The following is a 21,947-nucleotide window of genomic DNA, read 5'->3' as shown; positions in this document are numbered from 1 at the left end:
GAAGGCCGCTGTCAATGTGAGCAGATGTAGACAAAAAACGGATACCGCGGGTAGAGGAATGATTCCCACCTTGCGCAGTATCCGCCCACTGTTTTTTATTTACCCGATTGTTCCTCCATAGAAGCGGCTATTTGCATCATTTCCGTAACTGGCAGATTTGCGCTTGTTATCCGGTACTCTACACCCTCGCTCATCCAGGTCAGCGTCTGCTGCTCATCCCCGCTAAGCAGGCCTGCCGTGAAGCCCAGATCGACCAATGTTCCGGGAGCCAGCGACACCGCACGGTCCAGCGGACGGGCTTCCATAATCGTATACTGGTAAACGCCGTCATAGCGGATCAGCACCGCATGGTCCTTGCTGCCTTCAATTTTGTTCGTGTCCTTCAGCTTCACACCAGCCGGAATGTAAGCCGGCTCAATGATCCCGAAGTCGCCCAGCTCGGCCGTAACCGGCTCACCGGCCTGTTCACCATCTTCAGAGACCACCGGATTACCTTCTTGGTCCACTTCCGCCATCGTGTTCTCGGAAGGGCTGCCGGCCGCCATATTCTTCTGCATATCGAAGGAATCTGCTGTGAATTCCGGATCGAACTTGAAGCTGTCGAAGGTCACATTCACCACAACCTTGGCTTCGGAATCCGATACCTGCACCTGCTTCGGCTCATAGGTCTTTTTATTCAGCCAGATCTTCTGGCGGACCAGCGCACTGCTCTGATAGTTCGCAGCGACCTCGAACACATAATTATCCCCGTCCTCCACGAACTGCCGGTTGTTGTCGGAGACAATTCCCTTCAGCAGCGTCTGGTACAGATACACCTGACCCTGGCTGTCCGGCCAGTCGCTCTGGAAGCGGAAGCTTTTGCCAAGGCTCGGGGTCAGGACGAATACGCCCTCATCATTGCGCAGCACAATCTGCTTCACATCCTTCTGGACGTTCGACAGGCTGATCCGGTAATACGAAGGATTCTTATACCATACCTCCACCTTGTAATCCTGCGGCTGCTCCCCGGTGTACAAGGTCATCGTGCCTGAGCCCTGATAAGCTCCCTGCTTGCTCTCCAGCTTGTCAGACACTTGATTCAGATCCTTGACCACAGAGGCGGCATCCTTCTTCCCGCACCCCGCCAATACTAAGGCCACGCTCATAATGATCGCGAGTACCCATGTTATCCGGCGCATGACATCATCCCCTTAACCTGTTTTGAATGCATTGATTAGTACATGTCTATGAAGGACTTGGCCTCAATATGCAGACGGGCATGACAAGCATGAAGAGAAGTGTTATTCCAGCCGCGAATCCGCTCCCGCCACCCGGGAATCTAACAATCTATGTATGGTTCCTCTTATTTCCTTATATATAGTAGAAACACTATTGCAAAAAGCACCAGCCCGCGATCCCCGCCACGCTCCGGGGTTGCAGTCTGGTGCTCTGATTCATCCCATGCCTGTCTATGCCTCGTACTTGTTCCCTTATCCGCTGCTCAGCAGCTTACCAGTTAATGGATTCTGCAATCTTCAGGACCTCTGCACGGTCAAGGCCGCGGGTGCTGAGACCGTATATCACGCCGTTCGCTTCCCAGTCCAGCGTTCTGCCACCGACAAGAGCTGCATCCGTCCCCTTGATCTTCACCTGCTCAACCTTATCATCCGTTGCCATTGAAAAGGCATTCTCCTCATTGGCCAAGCGCAGCTGCATCCAGATTCGCTTATCCTTATCTTTGCTAGCGAAGAACAGTTCAACAATCTGCCCGCTTACACCCGCCTCGTCCTTATAGAACTCCCCGTGGTCAAAGGCAAAGCCCTCTGGCAGGTATTCCGGCAGCTTCACCTTGAAGAGAGCGTATTGATCCAGCTTAACTGCCTCCTTGACGGTAAACTTCTGCTCTGAAGCTTCCTTGTCAAGCTGCTCCTGCTCGCTCAGGGTAATCAGCTTATCCCCGTCGAAATTGACGATGGCCTCCCCGGCAGCATTGAAGATGGCTTCCGGCATGGGGTTAAACGAAGTGACGGGATTCCCCTCCTGGTCAAATATCTTGCCCTTCCAGGCATCCGGGAACTCCTTAGGGTGACTCCCGTCCATCTGAGCGACCTCAATATGTCCCAGATGGACGGAATTCAGCACACGCTCCAGCATTTCCTGTGCGAACGAGGGTCTGACGAAAGACACGCTCACCACGGCTGCCACCAGCAGAGAAGCTGCAATCATCACCGGGCGTCTGATTCGTTGTTTGTTCTTCATTCTATTATCCTCCTGTTGTTTCTGAATGGAACGGCTTCTCACTTGGCGCAGAACCGCCGCCGGATCGGACTCTCGGGAGAAGTCCTGCTTCGCCAGGTATTCGCCCAGCTCGTGAAGCTCCTGAAGTTCAAACCCTTCCGCCTGTGCAGCGTTCTTCTTGTTATTCATAGCTCTTCCACACTCCCTATTTCAGATTTCAGTTTTCGCATGCTGCGATAGAGAATGACTCCGACATTGCTCTCCGAGATTCCGGTAATCCGGGCAATCTCCGTATTCTTCAGATCCGCCCCGAATTTCAGAGCGATGAGGTTACGTTCCTTCGGGCTGAGCGTGTCCAGCGCATCCTGTAGCCTATCGCTGCGCTCTCTGCCGAGGATGAGCGTCTCCGGCTCTTTTTTGCCAGACACCAGCTCCCGGATACTGTCCAGTGAGAAGAAGCGCTGCCGCGCGCGGCTCCGGTAATAATCATTCACTACGTTGCGGGCAATGGCGAACAGCCACACTTCCAGCGGTGCTTTCTCCGGGGAGTAGGCGGGCAGCTTGGATAGCGTCTTCTCGAACACCTGGCTGGCCAGATCCTCAGCGGTGTAACGGCAGCTCACCCGGTAGGCGATATAGTTGAATATCCGTTTATAATAGACTTCGAAAACGGCTGAAAACTCCAGCTCTGTCTCTATATGGGATGAAACCCTGTCATGTATCAAAGGCAGCAATGCGCGCTCTTGCATTCCTTAAGCCCTCCCTTCCAGGCTGAATTTACTTGGCCAAGTATTCTACATGAGCTAATACGCTCTATCTATCGAATCCATTACATATGCAGACGAAAAAAGACAGAGGATCGAAGCTCCCCTGCCTACTGTAGTTTTTTTAGGATTCACTGGCTATGCGGATTATTGCTGAACGCCACGGCTCCTTTTCTCAAGCGTGCTCCTTCTTCTCGGTCAAAAAGTAGATCAGCGCCAGCACTGGCAGTGCCAGCCCGATCAGGGTTGTCAGACTCCAGCCGCCGTAAGCATACGCCCAGCCCCCGAGTGATGATCCCACGGCTCCTCCAATGAAGAAGATCGCCATGAACAAGCCGTTCAGCCGGCCCCGGGTCTCATTGCCCAGTGAATAGATCGCCCGCTGCCCCAGCACCAGATTACCGGACACGCTCATATCGAGCAGAATGGCCGTCAGTACCAGCAGGCCTAGAGTAAGATTGGAGGTATCCCGCAGCAGGTAAGCCAGGATAAAGGAGAGAACGGCCAGTGAAATGCCAAGACCAGTCAATAGCCGGGTCCAGCCCTTGTCAGCCAATCTGCCCGCAATCGGCGCTGCTACGGCTCCGCCCACACCAGCCAGGGCAAACAGGGCGATTCCTTGCTGGGACAGGTGATACTCACTGGACAAATGTAGCGGAACAGTCGTCCAGAACAGACTGAAGGCACCGAACAGGCTGGCCTGGTATAAGGCGCGGCGCCGCAGCACCGGCGTATGCATGAGCAATGTGCCCAGAGAGCGGAGCAATTGTCCGTATCTCAAGCCGGGAGCGGGCTTCCGGGCGGGCAGGACACGGGCTAGTAGCAGCGTCAGCAGCGCAGTTACGACAGCGGAGACGATGAAGATGGACTGCCAGCCCCAGAGTCCGGCCATGAAGCTGGCAACCGGGCGGGCGAACATAATGCCCAGCAAGAGGCCGCTCATCACATTGCCGACGACGCGGCCGCGATCTTCCTCAGTGGCCAGATAGGAGGCATACGGCACCAGGACCTGTGCGGCTACCGAGCCCAGCCCGATCAGCAAGGAGGCGGCCAGGAACAGCGGTGCATTTGGTGCCAGAACGGACAGCACCAGGGCGGCCACAACCAGTATCAGAGACATCACAGTCAGCCGGCGGTTCTCGATAATATCACTGAGCGGGACAATGAACAGCAGTCCGGCTACGTAACCGATCTGCGTCAGGGTAACGATTAGCCCTGTAGCTCCGGCGGACAGATGAATGGCCTGCCCGATGGGCCCAACCAGTGTCTGGGTATAATAGAGATTAGCCACGATCAGTCCGCAGGATACAGCGAGCAGAAAAGTGATCCAGCCGGGGACAGCCTTTTGAGTAACAAGGGATACTGTTTGTTGTTGCGCAGGAATTCCATCTTTCATTTGAAGCGCCACCTTCCAGTTTTAAATAGTGAACGTCAAGTACATTAATTAACCATGACCAAATAATATACTAAACGTTCAGTATTGTAAATAGGCAGTTTTATGGTATACTCCAATTATAGTTGAGCTAGCACTGTCAGGAGGTATCACCATGGAGAAAAAAAGAGGCCGCCCGCGCAATACCGAGGCCAAGAACGCTATTCTGAACGCTTCATATGAATTATTGCTGGAGACGGGCTTCGGCGCAGTTACCGTAGAGAGGATCGCGGAGCGGGCCCAGGTCAGTAAAGCAACGATCTATAAATGGTGGCCGAATAAAGCGGCCGTGGTCATGGATGGATATTTGTACGCCGCTAACGCCAGACTGCCAATCCCGGATACAGGTTCCGCCAAGGAGGACATTCTGATTCATGCGGGGACGCTCGCGCAGTTCCTCACCAGCCGGGAAGGTAAAGTCATCACCGAGCTGATCGGTGAAGGGCAATCCGATGCCGGACTGGCGGAGGCGTACCGGAGCAGATATTTCGGCCCGCGCCGCGAGGAAGCCCGGAAGCTGTTTGAACGGGGGATTGCCCAGGGGGAACTGAAGCAGGGACTCGATATCGGGAGTTGTATTGATCTCGTCTATGGCCCCATCTTCTACCGTCTGCTGCTGACCGGGGGAGAGCTGAGCGAAGACTCTGTCAGAGCCCTTGTGTTACTTGCCCTTCAGGCGCTGGAAGCTTGAGGTTTCTGCAAGTCTTCTATTAGGATATGGCAAATTGCATTTGTCTAGGCACAATGCAGTATGGGCAATATAAGCATGGGCTGTAACAGGCTTGTCTTATCTTTGTTAACAGAACGTGACCCGCAGGCGGAGTTTTTCATTTATAATACAAGAGATTGGAATTTCCAGACTCCGGAGGTTATCTTATGAAAAAATTAATTACCGCTGCCGCTATCGCCCTGCTCCTCGCAGGCCATGCGGCGGGTTCATCCATAGATATTGCCAATTCTGCTGCTGCCCCTCTATCCCTTGTTGTGGACGGACAAGCCGTTCTTCCCGGGGCTCCCCCCTTCCACTCCGGCGGCACATTATACGTACCTGCCCGCACGCTGCTGGAGTTCTACCCGATGCAGCTACAATGGAACAACACCCTCAAGCAGCTTACTCTGTTCACGAGCTGGGACAAGACCATTCTCACCCCAGGCACCGCCTCCAAACAAGTGACTTATACGCAAACGGACGGAGGATATCAAGAGGATCTGGACGCTCCTGTCCTGCTGAAGGCAGGCCGTGTATATATCGCGGCAGCTACTTTGGACTCCCTTACAGGAGCTGTTACAGAGCTGAATCCGGGAGGAAGCCGGGTTAACATTACCCCGGGCAGTCTTAGCACAACCGTCAGAGTACCTGCAGCCCCACTAGCCATTGCAGAGAATAATCCCAAGGTGAAGCTGTACGCTGCGCTCAAGGACGGCAATACCTACAAGGGATTCATTCTTGAAGTGAACGGGAAAAAGCAGCACTTCAACTGGACCGTATCCAGAGACTACTCGCATCCGCCTCAGCTCTTCTATGCTGATGTAGATTCTGACGGCAAACCGGAGGCTACGGTTGTGTTCACCCTGGGAACCGGAACCTCGCTGGTTGCACAGGAGGTTCATGTCGTGAAGCCTGAACAGTGGAAGGAAATTTCGGTGCCTACTGCTGACAAAGCGGCCTCTGCTGTAGTATCCTCCAGTATTTCGCTGGATAAGGACGATGTCCTGCTGAAGCTTGAGCTTACAGGACCCACGCCGTCCAAGGTGGCCCTGAGAATTCCCGGCCGCGCCGGAGACGGGCTGAAGTATTTCGGCAGCAAAGCGGCTATTGGCGCAGTGACCTACTATTCAGTAGAGAATAACAAGCTGCTCGCAGATACCAGCTTAATGGTCGGCATGACCGAGAGTGTCGGTACCCTGAAGCTGGAATATAAGGCAGGCAAGACGGGAATGGAGCTGGGGTCTATTGCTTTTGAGCCGGACGAACGGGGTGAAGCCATTGTGGAGAAATAATCCGTTGCCGGAAGGAGAGGCTTGCAAATGATTGATGCCCATATTCATCTAGACCAATATGAGGATCACGTAGTGTCCTCGCTGCTGGGGGGACTGCCGGAGCAGGGCATCGAGTCGCTGATCGCCGTCTCCATGAACCTCGCCTCCAGCAAGCGCACCCGGGAGCTCGCAGCCGGATATCCCGGCCTGGTGAAGCCGGCTTACGGCTTCCATCCCGAGCAGCCGCTGCCTGCGGAGGAAGAGCTGAACGTGTTGCTGAAATGGATTACAGACCATGCGGACAATATGGCCGCTATTGGTGAAATCGGCCTTCCCTACTACTCCCGGGCCGAGGCTGTGGAGCGTGGCGAAGCTTGGGATATGGCACCCTATATTCAGCTTCTGGACAGACTTCTTGGACTGGCTGCACGTTTGGGCAAGCCTGTAGTACTACATGCCGTCTATGAGGATGCGTGGACCGTATGCGATCTGCTGGAGCAGCATGGCCTTACGCAGGCCCATTTCCACTGGTTCAAGGGCCCCGCCGCTACCGTTGACCGGATGATTAGCCGCGGGTACTACATTTCCTTCACTCCCGACATCCTCTACGAACCGGAGATTCAGGAGCTGGCACGCCGCTATCCGCCGGAGCTGGTCATGGCAGAGACGGACGGCCCGTGGCCGTTTGAAGGACCGTTCGCCGGGCGCACCACCCATCCGGCTATGGTCCTTGACGTTGCCGCCGCCTGGGGGGCGCTGCATGGATATTCCGTTCCAGAGGCCCAGGCCCTGCTGACGGCCAACACAAAACGATTCTATGGGCTATAGGGTTAGCAGTTCCACTTAAATACAGCACCAGACTTAAATCTGTTAAGGTACAAACTAAGCTATATACTTAAGTGCATTCCGTACAACTAAAACGTTTGATTCACTGCCAAATATACGTTTAGTTGTATTTCATACATTTAAAATAGCTCATTATCGGGGATCTCGCCCACTCGGGCAGATTTAGTTGTACAAACTACAGTTAGAAGAGCAAATTCTTCCTTTTGACTGTTTTTAAATGTACATAATACAACTAGCCCTGAATGTTAGCTTCGACCAAACTAATCCAATTGCCCTTAGGGCCCGTAACGCTGGTCCCGATAATCGGTTAACAGCTGCTGCATTTTTTCCACCGTGCCGTCTTGATGAGGAACATGGATGGATACGGTCAAATTTGAGTCGTTCAAATACTGAAACGATACAAGATCGAAATTCAATTTCCCGAGATTCGGACAATGCAGCGTCTTCGGAGCATCTATGGCATCGAGAATCTCATGAGAGTCCCAAAATTCACGAAACTCACTGCTAACCTTGGACAGTGCCTCGAACTGCTCAGACCACCAAGGGTCTTCGCCGTGTCGCGCATATCTGGCATGGAAAGTAGCAACGATTCGCCTGGCATGCATTTCCCATTGCTCTCCCTTAACGTAGCGAAAACGGGCAGAAGTAAACGTCATCCAGACGAAATTCCGTTCACTCTCCGACATAGCCGCGAGATCCCCATTCATTGCACAGTAGGCTTCATTCCAGGCAATGATATTCATATGCGCATCCATGACATTCGAAGGTGACAGGGTTTGGCTATCCAAAAAACGTTGAAGTTCCGCTGTTACCTTGGAGGGTTGATGGGTATTGATCAAGGGGAATTGCTTTCGAGCCAGATGGTACAGATGCCTGCGTTCTGCTTCATCTAACCGAAGCACTTCTGATATTCGGTCAAGTACCTCAGCGGATACGTTAATAGGACGCCCTTGTTCCAAGTAGGTGTACCAGTCCAATCCTACATCTGCCAGCTGGGCTACCTCGCTTCGGCGAAGTCCAGGTGTACGTCTGCGTCCGGTTTCCGGCAAACCCGCTTGCTTAGGAGTCATTCGTTCACGGCGTAAGCGCAAAAAACGAGACAATTCCCCGTAACGGTCCAGTCTGTCCGCCATAATCTCCTCATGCCTCCTATCTATTCTTGAACGTAGGATTTCCAATCCTACGATAACCAGATATCTCCCTAACCTCGTTAGGCTCATGTACACTAGTCTATGTCCTCCATAGGAGAAGAGCAAGAATGGTTAGGACAAGTTGATATTAGTTTTGGGGGGATTAAGATGTTTGAGCATATGGTGCTATTGAAATTCAAGCCTGATATTTCTATTGCAGAGCAAGAAGACGCTGTTAGGCGCGCGCAGAACTTTAAGGGGGAAATTCCAGGTATCGTAGATCTTAGCGCGGGGATTAACGTGACGGAGGAAATCGAGCACACCCAGGGGTTCACGCTGGGGATCAGAGTTACTTTTGAGAATCAGCAAGCTTGCCGTGAATATATTCAACACCCGCTACATCAAAATTTATTGAAATCCATAGGCCCATTTGTTGATGGAATCATCGTTATTGATTATCCGTTTGCGGCCAGTTGATCACGAAAAGCTAAAGAGGCAGCCACCACATTGGTCGGCTGCCTTCTTGGGATTATTGAGGTATTGTTTCCTTTTAGCGTAATGACTATCATTTTTTAGTAATAACTGTTCTCAAAAATCTCCAAGTAAAGTAAACCATTATTCCAAGTAGCATTAAACCAGAGAATTCAATTACTCTCCCTAACGGACTATATTCATACCCGAATGTGATTTTGTGTTGCAAATAATCCACCGACGTATACCTACCTGCAATGTCTGGAACATAGTTCTTTGTTAGATACATCCCACGGATGATCTGAATGGCATAATAAACACATGCAAATATTAGTCCAACAATTAAGCTTCGAAATAATGGATTTTTCATACTAACCTCCTTGTACTCCTCACCTCATTTTACCATTTTATTGTAATAACGATAACTATTCTACCCCTTAGTTTAAAAAGACATCCGCCGGACCGACACTTCATCTTCTCCGAACTCCATGACATAGATATCCGGCTTGGTCGTCTGTAGTAAGAAGTCCAGACCGTATCCCGGGGCAAAATAGCCCATCATCAAGGACATCACCATGCCGTGGGTTCCGATGGCCACTCTTTTACCTTCATGGGTCCGCAGAATATTCTGCAGCGCCTTCACTGCCCGTGCCTGGCACTCCCGGTTCGATTCCCCGCCCGGCAGGGCATAATCGGGATCGGTGTACATCTCCTGGAGTTCATCGTATAAGCCTTCGTCGGATAGCTGCTGGTTGCCCTCCATCCAGACCTTTTCTCTAAGATCATCAATCAGAATGATTTCCTGCTCCAGTTGATCCGCCAAATCCGCAATCGTATCGACCGCCCGGATATACGGGCTGCTGTACAACACATCTATCCCTTCATCCTTCAGGCATTCCGTGACCTGCAGGGCATCCTCCTCCCCCTTGGGCGACAGGCCGCGCGTCCATTCATCCACCCCGGTACGGAGCGAGTCTCCGTGCCTTACCATGTAGATATAAGTTGTCATAAGCTCCTCCTAATCGTACATACAGAAATTAGTGATCCGTTAACCTTCTTAGCTACTCTCTACCGCTGGCTGAGCGGCTTTCGCTGTAGACCTCGCCACCGGCCAGAGCTGCCGTCTGAACGCCACACCCAGCAGACCCAAGAGCAGCTGCAGTAAGCCAATGTTAACAAAAATGCGGGCCGGACCTGCATATTGCACAAGCACGCCGCCCAGCAAAGGTGCCACAATGAGTACCGTGCTGAGGACGGTGTTCTGAATGCCGAAGATGCGGCCGGTCATGTGCGGCGGGGTTTCTTTTTGCAGACAGTAATTGAAGGTAATCATGAATACCCCGTTGCCGATCCCCAGCACAAACCCGATCAGCAGCACCCAAATCATAGATGCTCCTGGTTGAAGCAGACCCAGCGCCGCAATCGATCCGCCGATCAGGACATACCCAGATCCCAGCTTCCAGCCATAACCTTCTTCCAATTTCAGCTTGTTCAGGATTAGGATGATGAGCACAGCTCCAGCTCCGGTAGCAGCTACCATCCAGCCGAGCAGGGATTCCCGGTCTGGAGCGAACACCCGGAACAGGCTGGTGAATTGAAAGTCGACGACTTGAATGACCAGCGACCCGGCAAGCCCGAACAGCATCGTATTCAGCAGCAGCCGGCTGCGGAGCATGAAGCTCCAGCCTTCCCGCCACATGGTACGGAGCGGAATTTTGTTGTCCGGCGCTTCCGGCTGCTTGCTGTCTTCTTCCTCCGTATGGATGTTTTTTACGGACAGCAACAGCAGATAAGAACAGCCGCGCAGCAAGGCATTGAGCAGGATGCACCACTGCGGCGTAAGGAAGGCGAGCGCCAGACCGCCGAGCAGCGGCCCGGCGATTTTGGAGCCTTGGTTGACCAGTCCGTTGAGTGACGAGGCTTGCAGCAGCTGGTCCTCTCTCACAAGACTGCGGGTCAAGGACTGCTGGGCCGGCATATTCAGTGTAGACAGCGCTGAGCGCAGCGCCAGCAGCGGCAGCAGCCAGACCATGCTCGGTGCAAACAGCACCAGCAGGGTCAAGAGCGCTGTCAGCAGGTCGCAGATGCGCATCAGCTTCAGCTTGTTCAGCCGGTCGGCGGCTACCCCGGCAATCGAGCCGAGCAGAATACTCGGCAGCGCCAGCGCTACCGGAATGAGGGCCAGCATCAGCGGCCCGGCCTGCCAGCGGTAACCGACCAGCACCTGAATCGCCAGTGCATCGAACCAGTCGCCGAAGCTCGCTGTGGCAAAAGCGCTGTACACCCGCATATACGTTTTGTTATGAAGCAGACTGTTTCCCTGCTTGGTTGATCGTTCCATCTGACACTCCTCCAGGTTACCTAAGATCGTAGATGAAGCTCCATCTATGATTCTAAAGTAACGGAGAATTGTCAGAGAATTATCATGGGGTCTCCAGCAGCGGCAGCAGGATGCGCTCCAGAGTGTGTTCCAGTCTGTCCAGGCCACAAGCTTCAAGCTCGGCCGCAAACAGGCTATTATACTTTCGGTCCAAGGCACTTCCGGTCAGGAACATCCGGCAAAAATGATGAATCTTGTACAGTGCATAGAAGCGCAGCGGCACGAATCCCGACATATCCAGCACCTGCAATCCCTCATTGATGAGCCGCTCCCCCTCTGCCCACTGTTCACGGCGCAGCTTCCAGAGTCCCTTCACTACCTTGTAGTTGCCAATCTCCCGCAAAAAGGGCTTGTCCTGCAAAATCCGGCTGACGGCTTCATCCATCCGTTCCAGCTCTTCATCGCAAGCTCCCGCTGAGAGATGGATGAACAGCTCTGTAATTACCGTGACCGGGATGAAATTCTCAAAGCCGGGTCCGGCGATCACCTGGTAGGAACGCTTCAGACGTTCCAGTGCTTTTTCCGGCTGACCTGCAAGGGTGTACATGTCCAGCATCGTCAGAATCTCAAGCTCGGTTTGTTCTGGCGGGTTCAGCAGATTCCGCGCAATCAGGCGCTCGGCGTACGCCACCTTCTCCCTGGGATCACCAATGAAGAAGTAGAACAGATTGAGGTAAAAGAGCCGGTCCTTCAGCGGAATCTCGTCCGTGTGGACCAACCAATCCAAATCTCCCTGCACAAAATGAACAACCATAGAATAATGCGGGTCCAGCTCGTAGCCGAGGATGTCCTGCTGGCGGGCAAGAGTGAGCATGGAGTTCCCCTGACCATAGACATGGAACTTCATGAACACCTCACGCATCGTGTCGCGCAGCTCCGGGTCATTCGTTGCCGGATTTACCGCTACGCCCGCAAGGCCGCCCGGAATTGCCAGACTGTACCCGAACCCACGAATCGTCTTAATGTCGATCCCGCCTAACGGCCTCAGCTTCTTTCGCAGCCTGTAGATATGATCGTCAACGGTCCGCTCCACCGGATACTCCATGGGCCAGACTTTATCCAGCAGCTGCTCCCGGCTGAAGGTCCGCCCCCGGTTACGGTACAGAAACTGCAGCAGCGCGAACTCCTTGGGCAGCAGCTCTACCTTTAATCCTCCGGCGGATACCTTATATTCACTTCCGTTCAACTCCAGATGCATGGCGGTGCCTCTTTTCTTCTTCTGCTAATGAATCCACAAGTCGATTATATCAGCTTGCACTTGCTTGCACGATATCCCTCTCACCCCTCACTGGCCTATTGTATTCGATTCACAAAAAATCCCCCTACAGTTGCCGCTGTAAGGGGATTTCTCACTACAATATTGATTTGACTACAGTCGCTCTAATCGTCCCACCTGTTGACGCGAGGCTAGCCTGCCATATTATTAATGGAGTCCTGCTCCGAGAACACCGAGATATGATCTACCGTTCCTGTTGATTCCGGGATGATGAATTTGAGCTGATACTGCTTGTTGGCCTGATAAATATAGATATTATGCTCGCCATTCACGGTAGTAACATCCGGCTTGCCGAGGACTTCTTCAATCTGCTTCAGTGTCAGGTTACGCAGGTCCGGGGCGCTGGAGCGCACATCAAAAATCTTCATACCCTTGTTAAAACCAAACACCACACTCTTCTTGGAATATGTGGAATAGACTCCCTTGCCTGCCGATTCCTTGAGGTCCGGCTCTCCCCACGCGGCTTCCACCTCATCAATAAGTCCGGTGTGTGCAGCATATTCGACGCCGGGCACCTTGCCCTGCTTAGCAAGCTCCAGCAGCTCCTTCAGCTGCTTGCTCCGTTCCTGCGGGGTAGCGGGAGCCACGGTATCTGCTTCAGCCCCTGCAACCTCAGTAACCGTAGACTCTGTTGAGGCTCCCACTGCGGCTTCAGAGTCAGCAGTTACAGGCTCTGCGCCCGCAGCAGCGCCGTCATCTGTACCAGATTCGCTCACCTGCGCACCTTCTGCTGCCGATGAAGCGCTATCCCCTGACTGCACAGTTGCTGTAGCCACAGCCGTATTGTTAGGCGATGGTTCCGTTTTGCCGGAATTACAGGCTGTAAGGCTGAGCATCGCCCCAACGATAAGAATACCTGTGATTGTTCTAATTAATGTAGTCATGATGCCATCTCCTTCGTTATGGGAACCATCCTCTTTTGTCTAAACTGTACCCTATGACGCAGGGGCTGTAACAAAGGTTGCATGCCTCCTAGGTTTCCAACACACTCTTCCCCTGCACATACCTGCCCACATGCTGCAAAATCTCATGATTCCCCTGCACGATGATCCGCTTAGCCTGATACTGTTCGGTTAATGCCATTATCGCAGGAATACCCTCTCTCCTGAAGCTGCGGTTCCATTCCAGCAGCATCACCCGGAGATACTTGAACGACTGCTTATAATTTCCCTGCTCAAGCCCCAGCCTGGTCTTCATGAACCTGCTGATGACCCGGGCATCCTGTACATAAGCCTTAGGCCGAATCAGAAAAATCAGATCCGCTTGCCGGAAGCTTTCTGTTCCCCACTGGTAATGTACGCCCTCTATGATCCACGACTCCGCATCCATAGCTTCCGCGAGCTTGGCATCCCGTACCTCCGGGGAGTTCTTGGTGTTGTCCCTGCGATCCCAGACAAAATTATCCGTTTCATAGCACGGGATTCCATAACTTTGAGCTAATTTCCGGGCGATATACGTCTTTCCGCTCCCGCAGCCGCCTATAATACGTACTCTAATCTTCAGTCCCTCCCCTGGCAGATCAAGAATATAACAAATCTCTCTCATATTACTATTCTCTATGTATCCTGTCACTCTACTCCACCCGGTTAAACACAGAAGCCAACCCATCAATAATCGATCGGCTGGCTTCTGGAGCCGCAGTATACGGCGGCATCTTGGTTGGATAATCTGGCCTTGTGCAGCCACTACTACTTTACAGCTTCACTGCTCCCTCTTTAGCATTCCAGGTGAACGGCAGGCCGAACAACGGCGTTAAGCTGCCCAGCGGAATGTACAGGCGGCCGTCTACACTTTTGGAGGCTAGCATCTCTACGGTTTTGCCGTTCACTTTGGCCTTCGTGCTAAGCGGCTTGTGAACGGCTGTCTTCTTGCCGATTGTGATGATAAGCGCTCCGGTTCCCGCCTCCTGCATCAGGCTTCCGCCCAGCAGCTTCACGGATTCACTCAGTGGAATGTATACCCGCGAATCCTCCAGCAGGAAGGAATTCTTCACCGGCAGCTTCTCCCCGCCCTTGACAAAAGCTCCCGCAATCATCGTAGATCCCAGACGGTAGCCGTTCTTCTCGGCAATCGCCGCCATCTCTAGCCCGGAGGTTGTAATGACGACCCGGGTATTCTTCGCAATCTTCGGATACAGCCAGTGAATATCGTCATTATGCATGCGGATGCATCCGGCGCTGACATATTTACCGATAGAGGATTCATTGTTGTTGCCGTGAATGGCATAGGTCGTGCCGTAAGTGTCATTGACCTCCAGCCCCAGCCAGCGGTCCCCCAGCGGATTGGCCGGATCGCCTCCGGGAATCTTATCCTTGTAGTAGGGTCTGTTTTTGATTTTGACCACCATCTTGAAGCTGCCTTCAGGCGTCAGGCTTTTCGTTTTACCGGTAGCGACCGGAAAAATCTTCACCAGCTTACCATCGCTGTAATACGCCAGTTTGTTCGTTTTTTTGTTCACAATGATCAGATCTGAGGAAGACGATGCCGCAGCAGCCGATCCTGTGAAGCATGCGGTCAAAAGCATTACGAATACCAGTATTAGTGCGATGCTTTTGGGAAAATACGTTTGAATCCGGCTTACCTGTTCACGCTGACTCATAGTTGCCCCACCTCCAGGTTATGGATGATTCTGGATTGTCTTTTCTACATAGACGTTCATTTGCCGCAATAGTTGCAGAGCAGCCTGTACCTATTCTTATCAACTCGTCCTGCCCGGAGTGACGCAACGTTTGCAATATTGTAACCGTTCTGGGCGGAAGCGCCTCCCTTGCACTCCGAAGCATGAATATTCGCCAGCGCCATCAGAGATAATAAGCCCGCATGACCATAACACCTATCTCAAGGAGGCCAACTATTTTGAATACCAACTCATCTGCACAGATCCGGGAATGCGAGCAAATCGTTCAACAGCTGATGGCACAGACCCAGCAGGGAACGCAGAATTACCAGCAGCTTCTTCAGCAGGAGCAGCAGGATGCCGCCAAGCTCCAGGAGCTTAGCCAGCATAACAGCAAGGCCATTCAGATGATCCAGCAGGCGCTGCAGGGCCATCAGACCGCGATGCAGCAGCTGCAGCAGATCTCGCAGTCGGTCAGATCGATGGAGCAGTTCACGCAGACTTCCGGCTTCAATACCCATACAAGCATTCCAAGCTTCAATTCCGGGAACCAGATGGGACTAATGCATTCTATGGGACAGAACCAGCCAATGGGCCAGAGCCACAATACAGGAATGGGAGGGTATAACTCCTCCTTTAGCCCATCCTTCACTTCAAACAGCCAGCCGGTGAACTCACTGCATAGCCCGATCAACGCGGGGATTAACCACCAGCCGATGCATACGCCAATGCAGACACCGATGTCCGCAGGATCCTCCTATAACGCTCCAATGAACCAGGGACGAAGCTTCCAGTAGGAAGAGCGGGGAGCATAGGCAGCTTCGCTTGAACGGCTGTTTTGTATGCTAAAAAGGGTTCTCTCAGACCGCAGCAGCGGAAGCTGAGAGAACCCTTTTGGCGTACCCGCCACGCCATGAACGGTCCGCGCCTCGTCTAGACTACCAGCCTGCCGGTCTTCTCCGCCAGTCCAATCGTCGCTTCCACCCCGGAGTTGAACTCCAGATAATCGCTCTCCACTCCATCGCTGAAGATCACGCCGTCCTCGGGCATCTGCGACGTAATGCGCAGCGGCAGACTGCTGCTGATTCTCCCGAATACCAGCTCTGCTGAAGTCGTCCGGCTTGGAAAAGGCTCCCGCACAGTGAAATACAACTCCGGATGATTCCAGGCCAGCCCGCTGCCCGCACTGACTGCGGCAACCTCCGCAGACACCCGGGCTGTCTGTTCAGCAGCTGCATCCTGCATTTGTGCGGCACGGCTGACGATACCTGCGGCTCCGGCGAGCACACTCTTGAGCCAGCCCGTGGAGCCCAGGCCGGTCGAGACAATGATGCCGCTGGAGGACTGCTGCTCCAGCTGCCCGTTCAGCTCCAGCTGATACCGGGCCGAGACATGGGTCCGGCGGCCGATGAACAGATCGTTCACCCCGTACAGGCTCTGCCCGTCATTCAGCTCCACCTTGGCAAGGGTAACCTCGCGGACCTGGCGCTGGGCGCGCAGCACCTCACTCACCACTTGCCGCACCTCCTTGACTCTGAAGGGCAGCAGCACGCCATCCCAGCGCAGCGGGTCAGGATTCACTCCGATCAGCGGCTGCTCCTGAAGGTATTTCAGCGTATTGGCGACCAGACCGTCCTGGCCCAGGACCACTACGGTATCCTTAGCCCCGAAGATGAAATTCGGCACATGCTGCCGCTCCAGCACCTGGAGCCGGCCGATGGCGCTGAGCTCGGTCACTGTGGTCTCCACCGCCTTGCGGTATTGAAAATCCTCGCTTAAGTAGTCGCTGAAATCGGCTCCCAGCCGTTCAATATAGAACTGGGCCTGCTGGATCGTATTGTAGCGGACCACCAGCTCCTCCAGGCGTGTCTTGCGCTTGATCAGTATGATTTTGTTCTCCGATCCCCGGCTGCTCATCGTCCGTTACCTCCTCTTTCTGCTCCGGCTCCACCTCCTGCCGAGCCGGCCATGATTCCTTGCAGCAGATCCGGTGTAATGTTAAGCTGGCCGATCTTCCCGGCATTCACCGCTAGCTCCTGGAAGGCGATGGCGATCAGCTTATCCGGGTTCATGCCGACATTTGTCAGCGCCTGCAGGACGTTAGGCGATACATTTTGCAGCGAATTCATTACCGCCGTCAGCTCGTAAGCCTTGGCATCCGCTTCGGCTCTCTTATTCGCTATGGCCAGCTCAATCAGCGCCTGCTTCTTCTCCTCCAGCTCCGTATCAAAAATCAGCTGCTCTTCCTTCATCTCATTCTGCTTCTGCTTCGCTGACCGGTCAGAATCAAGCAGCGCCTCCCGCATCTGTCTCTTCTTCGTCTGAACGGCGATCTCCGTATTCAGCTCATTCTCCTTCACCCGCCGCTCCTGCTCAATTGAAGCATTGCGCCGCTCATATAGCGCGTTATCCGCGCTGCGGAGCATCTCCTCTCTGGCCTGCGCTTCCAGGGCCCGCAGCGTCTCCTTATTCGGTACAATCGCCAGAATGGACAGGCCCATCAGCTCAATGCCCAGCTTCTCAATCTCCGCACTCTGGCCGATTTCATGGGTAATCATCTTGGCAAGACGTTCACTCGACTGGATAGCCTCCTTCAGCGGGAGCTGCCCCAGCTGCTTCTTGGTCAGGACCTTGGCGATATTAATTACCCGCTGGGCCAGCTTGTGCGGATCGTCGGAGAGATAGGTGTTCTTTTTGAGATTATAGGTGTAGTTGAGGATCTGGGTGGTCTTGCGGTAATCGACAATCCGGTAGGTCAGCTGCCCCTGGACGGTTACCGTCTGATAGTCCGCCGTAATTTCCTCGAACATGAATGGAACATCGATCGAGGAGACAGGCACGACAACCACCGAAGTTGTCGGCGCATAATAATGAAAAGAAAGCCCGACCCCTTCACGCACTACCTTGCCATTCTTCACCTTGAGCACATAATCACTAGGCTGAAATTTCACGAACCGGAATCCAAACATGGTCATTACCTCCTAGGGGTTGTATTCTGAGTCATCTGTTGAGCAAAGGTGAACTCAGTTATTAATTAATTGTTATTATTAATTTGTTATTAACAACATCATAGCAGACTCTCTTGATATTATCAATATGTTATTAACAGGACAGGCAAAAAAATATTGTACAAATTCAAATCCTGTCTCGTGTTTTGTCCATTGAGTAACAACTGGCTATAATTTATGATGGTCTAAACGATAATGATTATCATTATTGGTAATCACAATACCTTTGGGAGGCATACATACAATGAACAAGACTCGACAACCCTTCGCTATCCTGGGCATGCTCTTCCTGATGGGCACTTTACTGCTCGCCTGCAGCAGCAATAAGAATAATCAGGGGAGTAGTGCAGCAACCACCGCACCTGACGCGCAAGCTACTGCTGAAGCTGCAGCTACTACCCGTTCACACACGGATTACAAAGGCCACACGGCAGAGATTCCAGTGAATCCGCAGCGGATTATCTATTCCGGAGAAACGTATGGCGATCTGCTGGCACTTGGTGTACAAGCCATCGGCTATCCGCTCTCCATGGGGGAGGGCCAGGTCTTCGAGGACAAGCTGACCGGAATTGCAGATGTCGGGTTCCCGATCAATCTGGAGAAGACGCTGGAGCTTCAGCCCGATCTGATTATCTACGCCGGTATTGATGAAGCTGATTACGACGCTCTCTCCAAAATCGCTCCAACGATTATCTTCGATACCTTCGCCCCCCTGAAGGAGCGGATGCTGGATATTGGAGATATTTTAGGCAAGAAGCAGGAAGCGGAGGCTTGGCTGGCCCAGTATCAGGCGAAGGAGGATGCGATGTGGGCCCAGCTTAAGGCTGCGGGCATGAAGGACGGTGAGACCGCTTCGGTCTTCACTTATTATCCGGGGGACCGGCTGTTCGTAATGGCAACGACGGGCCTCTCGCAGGTACTGTACGGAGAGCAAGGCTTCAAGCCTACCCCGGCTATTCAAAAGGTGCTGGATGCCGATATGGGCTTCCAGGAAATCTCACTGGAAGTGCTCCGGGAATACGCCGGAGATCGTATCTTCCTGCTGACTCCGGTAGCAGACGAAGCCAAGCAATCGACCGGCAATCTGCTGAAGAGCGCGGTGTGGAACAGCCTGCCTGCCGTTAAGAACGGCTACGTCTACACACAGGACATCACGAAGACCTCCAGTGATGCTACCACCAGAGAGTGGCTGCTCGGTGAGATGCCTACCATGCTGGGCAAGCAATAATTCCGGGGCAGACAGACTGAAAAGCAGCTTATCAACGCCTGTTGATAAGCTGCTTTATTTTATATACAATATTGTTTATTGATAATCGTTCTCAATATAATTCAATTCTAAGCTGTCTGAAAGGAGTGCCTGCCTTGCGCGAGCCTGACCACGACCACCTGCCTGCACTCCCGTCCGCCCCTCTCCGTTCCCTGCTGTTTCAATTCAGGAGCATTGAACTGGTGATGCAGAGCGCTGACACTATATCGGCTGTGCAGACAGCGGAGCAGCATACGCTCCTGCTGTTTACGGGCGGGCGCGGTGAACTCGGAATCACTGAGCAGACCTCACTCTCTGTGCATGCGGACAAGTGCTGTCTGCTGCCTCCCGGAACCTCATACAGTCTGGATAACCGGGAGCTGACGCTTTATTTTTATGTGTTGACTTTTGCCGCTTTGACTACAGGGGATTCCCCTGCGTTCTACGTAGATGAACTGCTCCCGGGGCAAAAAGAGCTGATTGTCCACCCCTTCACCAGAGTGATCCGGCTGGCGGAAGAGCTGCTTGCGCATCATAATGGCAGGGATGAGCTCCAGCATGTCAGACAACAGCTCCAATTCCAAGAGCTGCTGCTCCTGCTGCTTGAACAGAACTACTCCACCCGCCAGCTGCCAAGTCCGGCGCAATCGGTGGAGAGTACGATACACTTCATGCAGCAGCATTATAGGGAGAGTATCACGGTGAAGCAGCTCGCGGAGCTGGCCGGTGTCTCCCCCTGGCAATACACTCCGATCTTCCAAAAACTGACCGGCCAGCGCCCGCTCGATTATCTGACGGATCTGCGCATTGGGCACTCGAAGACTTATCTGCTTGAAGCCGCCGAGCCGCTGCGCGAGATTGCCCTGCGGGTAGGCTTCTCCGACGAATACTACTTCAGCCGCCGCTTCCGGCAGAAGACGGGAATGACTCCCGGGCAATATGCCCGGTCGCAGCAACGCCGGATTACGGTCACGGACTGGACCGGACATTCGGTGGACATCCCTGAGCGTCCGAAGCGTGTTGTCTACCACGGGGAGACACTGGGCGATGTGCTGGCGCTGGGGGTGAAGCCTGTCGGCGGTGACGAAGCGTTCGCCCGGGGCAGTGTCTATAGCCACCGGGTCAAGCGCTTAGCCAATGTCGGATTTCCGCTGGACCCGCAGCTGACCCGGTCCATCCGGCCTGACCTGATTATCCTCGCAAGCCCGGATGAACAGATCTACCGGGGTGTATCCGGCATTGCCCCAACACTCACCTTCGACTCCTTCGCACCGCTGGAGCAGCGGCTGCGGATTCTTGGAGAGTGGCTCGGGAAGCAGCGCGAAGCTGAGGTCTGGCTGCAAGCCTATCATGCCAAGAACTCAGCCATGTGGCAGCATCTGTACGCCGGGGGACTCTTGAAGGATGAAACAGCTTCGGCGCTGTTCTATGACCATGGCAACCATCTATACGCCATGGGAATGACCGGCTTGTCCACGGCCTTGTATGCCCCTGGCGGCCTGCAGCCGACAGCGGAGATCAAGGACATTCTGGACAAGGATCTTGGGTTCCGCGAAGTGGACCCGGCGATGCTGCACAGCTACGCAGGGGACCGTGTCTTCATGCTGATTCCAGAGCGGGAGGACTCCCGGGAGGCCATGGAGCAGCTGCTCCAGACGGAGCTCTGGAGCAGTCTGCCTGCCGTGGAGCAGGGCCATGCCTATATGCTGGATGGAGCCAAATGGAATTCCGGCGATGCGCTGACCCGGGAGCGGCTGCTGACGCTGCTGCCCAGACTGCTGGGCCTCTAACAGGGCTTGAGAAGCGCACGGATGGCTTCAAGCCGTTCCGGGTCAATGGGCTTCAGCGGATCGCCCTCCTCCCGGACCGCCGATCCGAAGTGTACCCGGCGGACTCCGGTCCTTGTAACGAAATCCTTCAGATCTGCGGCGTTCAGACCGCTACCTGCCAGGATGGAGAGCGAAGAACCGGCAGACAGCCGTTCCAATACGGCGAGCCTTACCATACCGCCGGGTGTATTGGCCGCAGCAGTCCCGCCGGAGGTCAGGATATCGGTAATCTGCGGATACCGCTTCAAGACCTCAAGGGCTTCAAGCTGGTCCTGCACCTCGTCGAACGCACGGTGGAAGGTAACCTCCATCCCCCCTGCCCGCTCCAGCAGCCGATTCAGCAGTTCTTCATCTATTGTCCGGTCCTGGCGGAGCATGCCCATAACCAAAGACAGCCCGCCTACCCCGGCTACATGCCGGATATCGCGCAGCATAGTCTCCACATCGGATGCGTCATACACGAAGGAGCGGGCGTGCGGTCTGACCATCACTCTCACAGGAATACTGACCTTTTCCCGGACCGCTTCGATCAGTCCCAGACTAGGCGTTAATCCGCCCTCCCGGATACCCGTGACCAGTTCAATCCGGTCAGCACCATAACGCTCCGCTATGACCGCATCATTTACTGTAGTTGCTATAACCTCTAACAGCATAAATTGCTACACTCCCCTTCTTAGTCGTAATCCTTATAAACCGCTCTACCCTTAGTATAAAGATAAACATTGTAAATAGCAGGAAGATTCCTGACTAT

At 53.6% G+C, this 21,947-nt stretch carries 21 protein-coding genes; 7 read left to right on the top strand and 14 right to left on the bottom strand.

From position 1 onward, the window contains the following. Positions 1–95 precede the first annotated feature (95 nt). From MKY12_RS04120 to MKY12_RS04105, 4 genes are all read right to left on the bottom strand, one after another. Complete coding sequence (locus MKY12_RS04120; protein WP_076079571.1) at positions 96–1,178, bottom strand: outer membrane lipoprotein carrier protein LolA; 1,083 nt, start codon at positions 1,176–1,178, stop codon at positions 96–98. A 310-nt stretch (positions 1,179–1,488) separates the two neighbouring features. Next, the gene (locus tag MKY12_RS04115) at positions 1,489–2,406 is read right to left on the bottom strand and encodes a DUF4367 domain-containing protein (protein WP_339254075.1); all 918 of its coding nucleotides are present in this window, start codon (positions 2,404–2,406) and stop codon (positions 1,489–1,491) included. Beyond that, entirely contained in the window at positions 2,403–2,966 is a 564-nt protein-coding gene (locus MKY12_RS04110; RefSeq protein WP_076079569.1) for a sigma-70 family RNA polymerase sigma factor, read from the bottom strand. The genes MKY12_RS04115 and MKY12_RS04110 overlap by 4 nt, the downstream gene beginning before the upstream one ends. Before the next feature lie 190 nt (positions 2,967–3,156). Beyond that, positions 3,157–4,377: an MFS transporter gene (locus tag MKY12_RS04105; RefSeq protein ID WP_339313007.1), complete on the bottom strand. Its 1,221-nt coding sequence runs from the start codon at positions 4,375–4,377 to the stop codon at positions 3,157–3,159. A 151-nt stretch (positions 4,378–4,528) separates the two neighbouring features. On the opposite strand from MKY12_RS04105, the gene MKY12_RS04100 reads away from it, so the two are divergent. From MKY12_RS04100 to MKY12_RS04090, 3 genes are all read left to right on the top strand, one after another. Further along, the gene (locus MKY12_RS04100; protein WP_339313006.1) at positions 4,529–5,104 is read left to right on the top strand and encodes a TetR/AcrR family transcriptional regulator; all 576 of its coding nucleotides are present in this window, start codon (positions 4,529–4,531) and stop codon (positions 5,102–5,104) included. Positions 5,105–5,289: 185 nt separating this feature from the next. Next, the gene (locus tag MKY12_RS04095; RefSeq protein WP_339313005.1) at positions 5,290–6,414 is read left to right on the top strand and encodes a stalk domain-containing protein; all 1,125 of its coding nucleotides are present in this window, start codon (positions 5,290–5,292) and stop codon (positions 6,412–6,414) included. A 27-nt stretch (positions 6,415–6,441) separates the two neighbouring features. Continuing rightward, positions 6,442–7,221, top strand: a complete 780-nt coding sequence (locus MKY12_RS04090; RefSeq protein ID WP_339254066.1) for a TatD family hydrolase — start codon at positions 6,442–6,444, stop codon at positions 7,219–7,221. A gap of 293 nt (positions 7,222–7,514) precedes the next feature. Here the strand turns inward: MKY12_RS04090 and MKY12_RS04085 are convergent, their stop codons facing one another. After that, on the bottom strand, positions 7,515–8,372 hold the full coding sequence (locus MKY12_RS04085) for a helix-turn-helix transcriptional regulator (protein ID WP_339254064.1): 858 nt from the start codon (positions 8,370–8,372) through the stop codon (positions 7,515–7,517). 165 nt (positions 8,373–8,537) lie between these two features. Between MKY12_RS04085 and MKY12_RS04080 the strand changes: the two genes are divergently transcribed. Further along, on the top strand, positions 8,538–8,846 hold the full coding sequence (locus MKY12_RS04080; RefSeq protein ID WP_339254062.1) for a Dabb family protein: 309 nt from the start codon (positions 8,538–8,540) through the stop codon (positions 8,844–8,846). A gap of 436 nt (positions 8,847–9,282) precedes the next feature. Here the strand turns inward: MKY12_RS04080 and MKY12_RS04075 are convergent, their stop codons facing one another. From MKY12_RS04075 to MKY12_RS04050, 6 genes are all read right to left on the bottom strand, one after another. Continuing rightward, a complete protein-coding gene (locus tag MKY12_RS04075) occupies positions 9,283–9,849 on the bottom strand; it encodes a histidine phosphatase family protein (RefSeq protein WP_339254060.1) in 567 nt (188 codons plus the stop codon). 48 nt (positions 9,850–9,897) lie between these two features. Continuing rightward, positions 9,898–11,181, bottom strand: a complete 1,284-nt coding sequence (locus MKY12_RS04070) for an MFS transporter (protein WP_339254058.1) — start codon at positions 11,179–11,181, stop codon at positions 9,898–9,900. 82 nt (positions 11,182–11,263) lie between these two features. Continuing rightward, complete coding sequence (locus tag MKY12_RS04065; protein WP_339254056.1) at positions 11,264–12,418, bottom strand: winged helix-turn-helix domain-containing protein; 1,155 nt, start codon at positions 12,416–12,418, stop codon at positions 11,264–11,266. A 209-nt stretch (positions 12,419–12,627) separates the two neighbouring features. Next, positions 12,628–13,380 carry a YjgB family protein gene (locus tag MKY12_RS04060; protein ID WP_339254054.1) on the bottom strand — a complete coding sequence of 251 codons (753 nt, stop codon included), beginning with the start codon at positions 13,378–13,380 and terminating at the stop codon, positions 12,628–12,630. 88 nt (positions 13,381–13,468) lie between these two features. Beyond that, positions 13,469–14,041, bottom strand: coding sequence for a hypothetical protein (locus MKY12_RS04055; RefSeq protein ID WP_339313004.1), 573 nt, complete (start codon positions 14,039–14,041; stop codon positions 13,469–13,471). 148 nt (positions 14,042–14,189) lie between these two features. Further along, positions 14,190–15,095: a L,D-transpeptidase family protein gene (locus MKY12_RS04050; protein WP_339313003.1), complete on the bottom strand. Its 906-nt coding sequence runs from the start codon at positions 15,093–15,095 to the stop codon at positions 14,190–14,192. A gap of 257 nt (positions 15,096–15,352) precedes the next feature. Here MKY12_RS04050 and MKY12_RS04045 point away from each other — a divergent pair, with 257 nt between their 5' ends. Further along, positions 15,353–15,910, top strand: coding sequence for a hypothetical protein (locus MKY12_RS04045; protein WP_339313002.1), 558 nt, complete (start codon positions 15,353–15,355; stop codon positions 15,908–15,910). Between the two features lie 136 nt (positions 15,911–16,046). Here MKY12_RS04045 and MKY12_RS04040 read toward each other — a convergent pair whose 3' ends face one another. Together MKY12_RS04040 and MKY12_RS04035 are read right to left on the bottom strand one after the other, a co-directional pair. After that, entirely contained in the window at positions 16,047–17,030 is a 984-nt protein-coding gene (locus MKY12_RS04040) for a sugar kinase (RefSeq protein ID WP_339313001.1), read from the bottom strand. Beyond that, positions 17,027–18,082 carry an SPFH domain-containing protein gene (locus MKY12_RS04035; protein ID WP_209878793.1) on the bottom strand — a complete coding sequence of 352 codons (1,056 nt, stop codon included), beginning with the start codon at positions 18,080–18,082 and terminating at the stop codon, positions 17,027–17,029. Before MKY12_RS04035 ends, MKY12_RS04040 begins: the two co-directional genes overlap by 4 nt. A gap of 283 nt (positions 18,083–18,365) precedes the next feature. On the opposite strand from MKY12_RS04035, the gene MKY12_RS04030 reads away from it, so the two are divergent. Continuing rightward, complete coding sequence (locus MKY12_RS04030) at positions 18,366–19,349, top strand: ABC transporter substrate-binding protein (RefSeq protein WP_339313000.1); 984 nt, start codon at positions 18,366–18,368, stop codon at positions 19,347–19,349. Between the two features lie 134 nt (positions 19,350–19,483). Then, positions 19,484–21,157 carry a helix-turn-helix domain-containing protein gene (locus tag MKY12_RS04025; protein WP_339312999.1) on the top strand — a complete coding sequence of 558 codons (1,674 nt, stop codon included), beginning with the start codon at positions 19,484–19,486 and terminating at the stop codon, positions 21,155–21,157. Here the strand turns inward: MKY12_RS04025 and MKY12_RS04020 are convergent. After that, positions 21,154–21,849 carry a copper homeostasis protein CutC gene (locus MKY12_RS04020; protein WP_339312998.1) on the bottom strand — a complete coding sequence of 232 codons (696 nt, stop codon included), beginning with the start codon at positions 21,847–21,849 and terminating at the stop codon, positions 21,154–21,156. The two genes, MKY12_RS04025 and MKY12_RS04020, sit on opposite strands and share 4 nt — an antisense overlap. Positions 21,850–21,947 lie beyond the last annotated feature (98 nt).

Origin of the sequence: Paenibacillus sp. FSL M7-0896 (assembly GCF_037975415.1) — a bacterium.
Classification (GTDB): domain Bacteria; phylum Bacillota; class Bacilli; order Paenibacillales; family Paenibacillaceae; genus Paenibacillus_AQ; species Paenibacillus_AQ silagei.
Note: the sequence above shows the minus strand (reverse complement) of the source record. Positions and strands in the feature narration are given on the sequence as shown.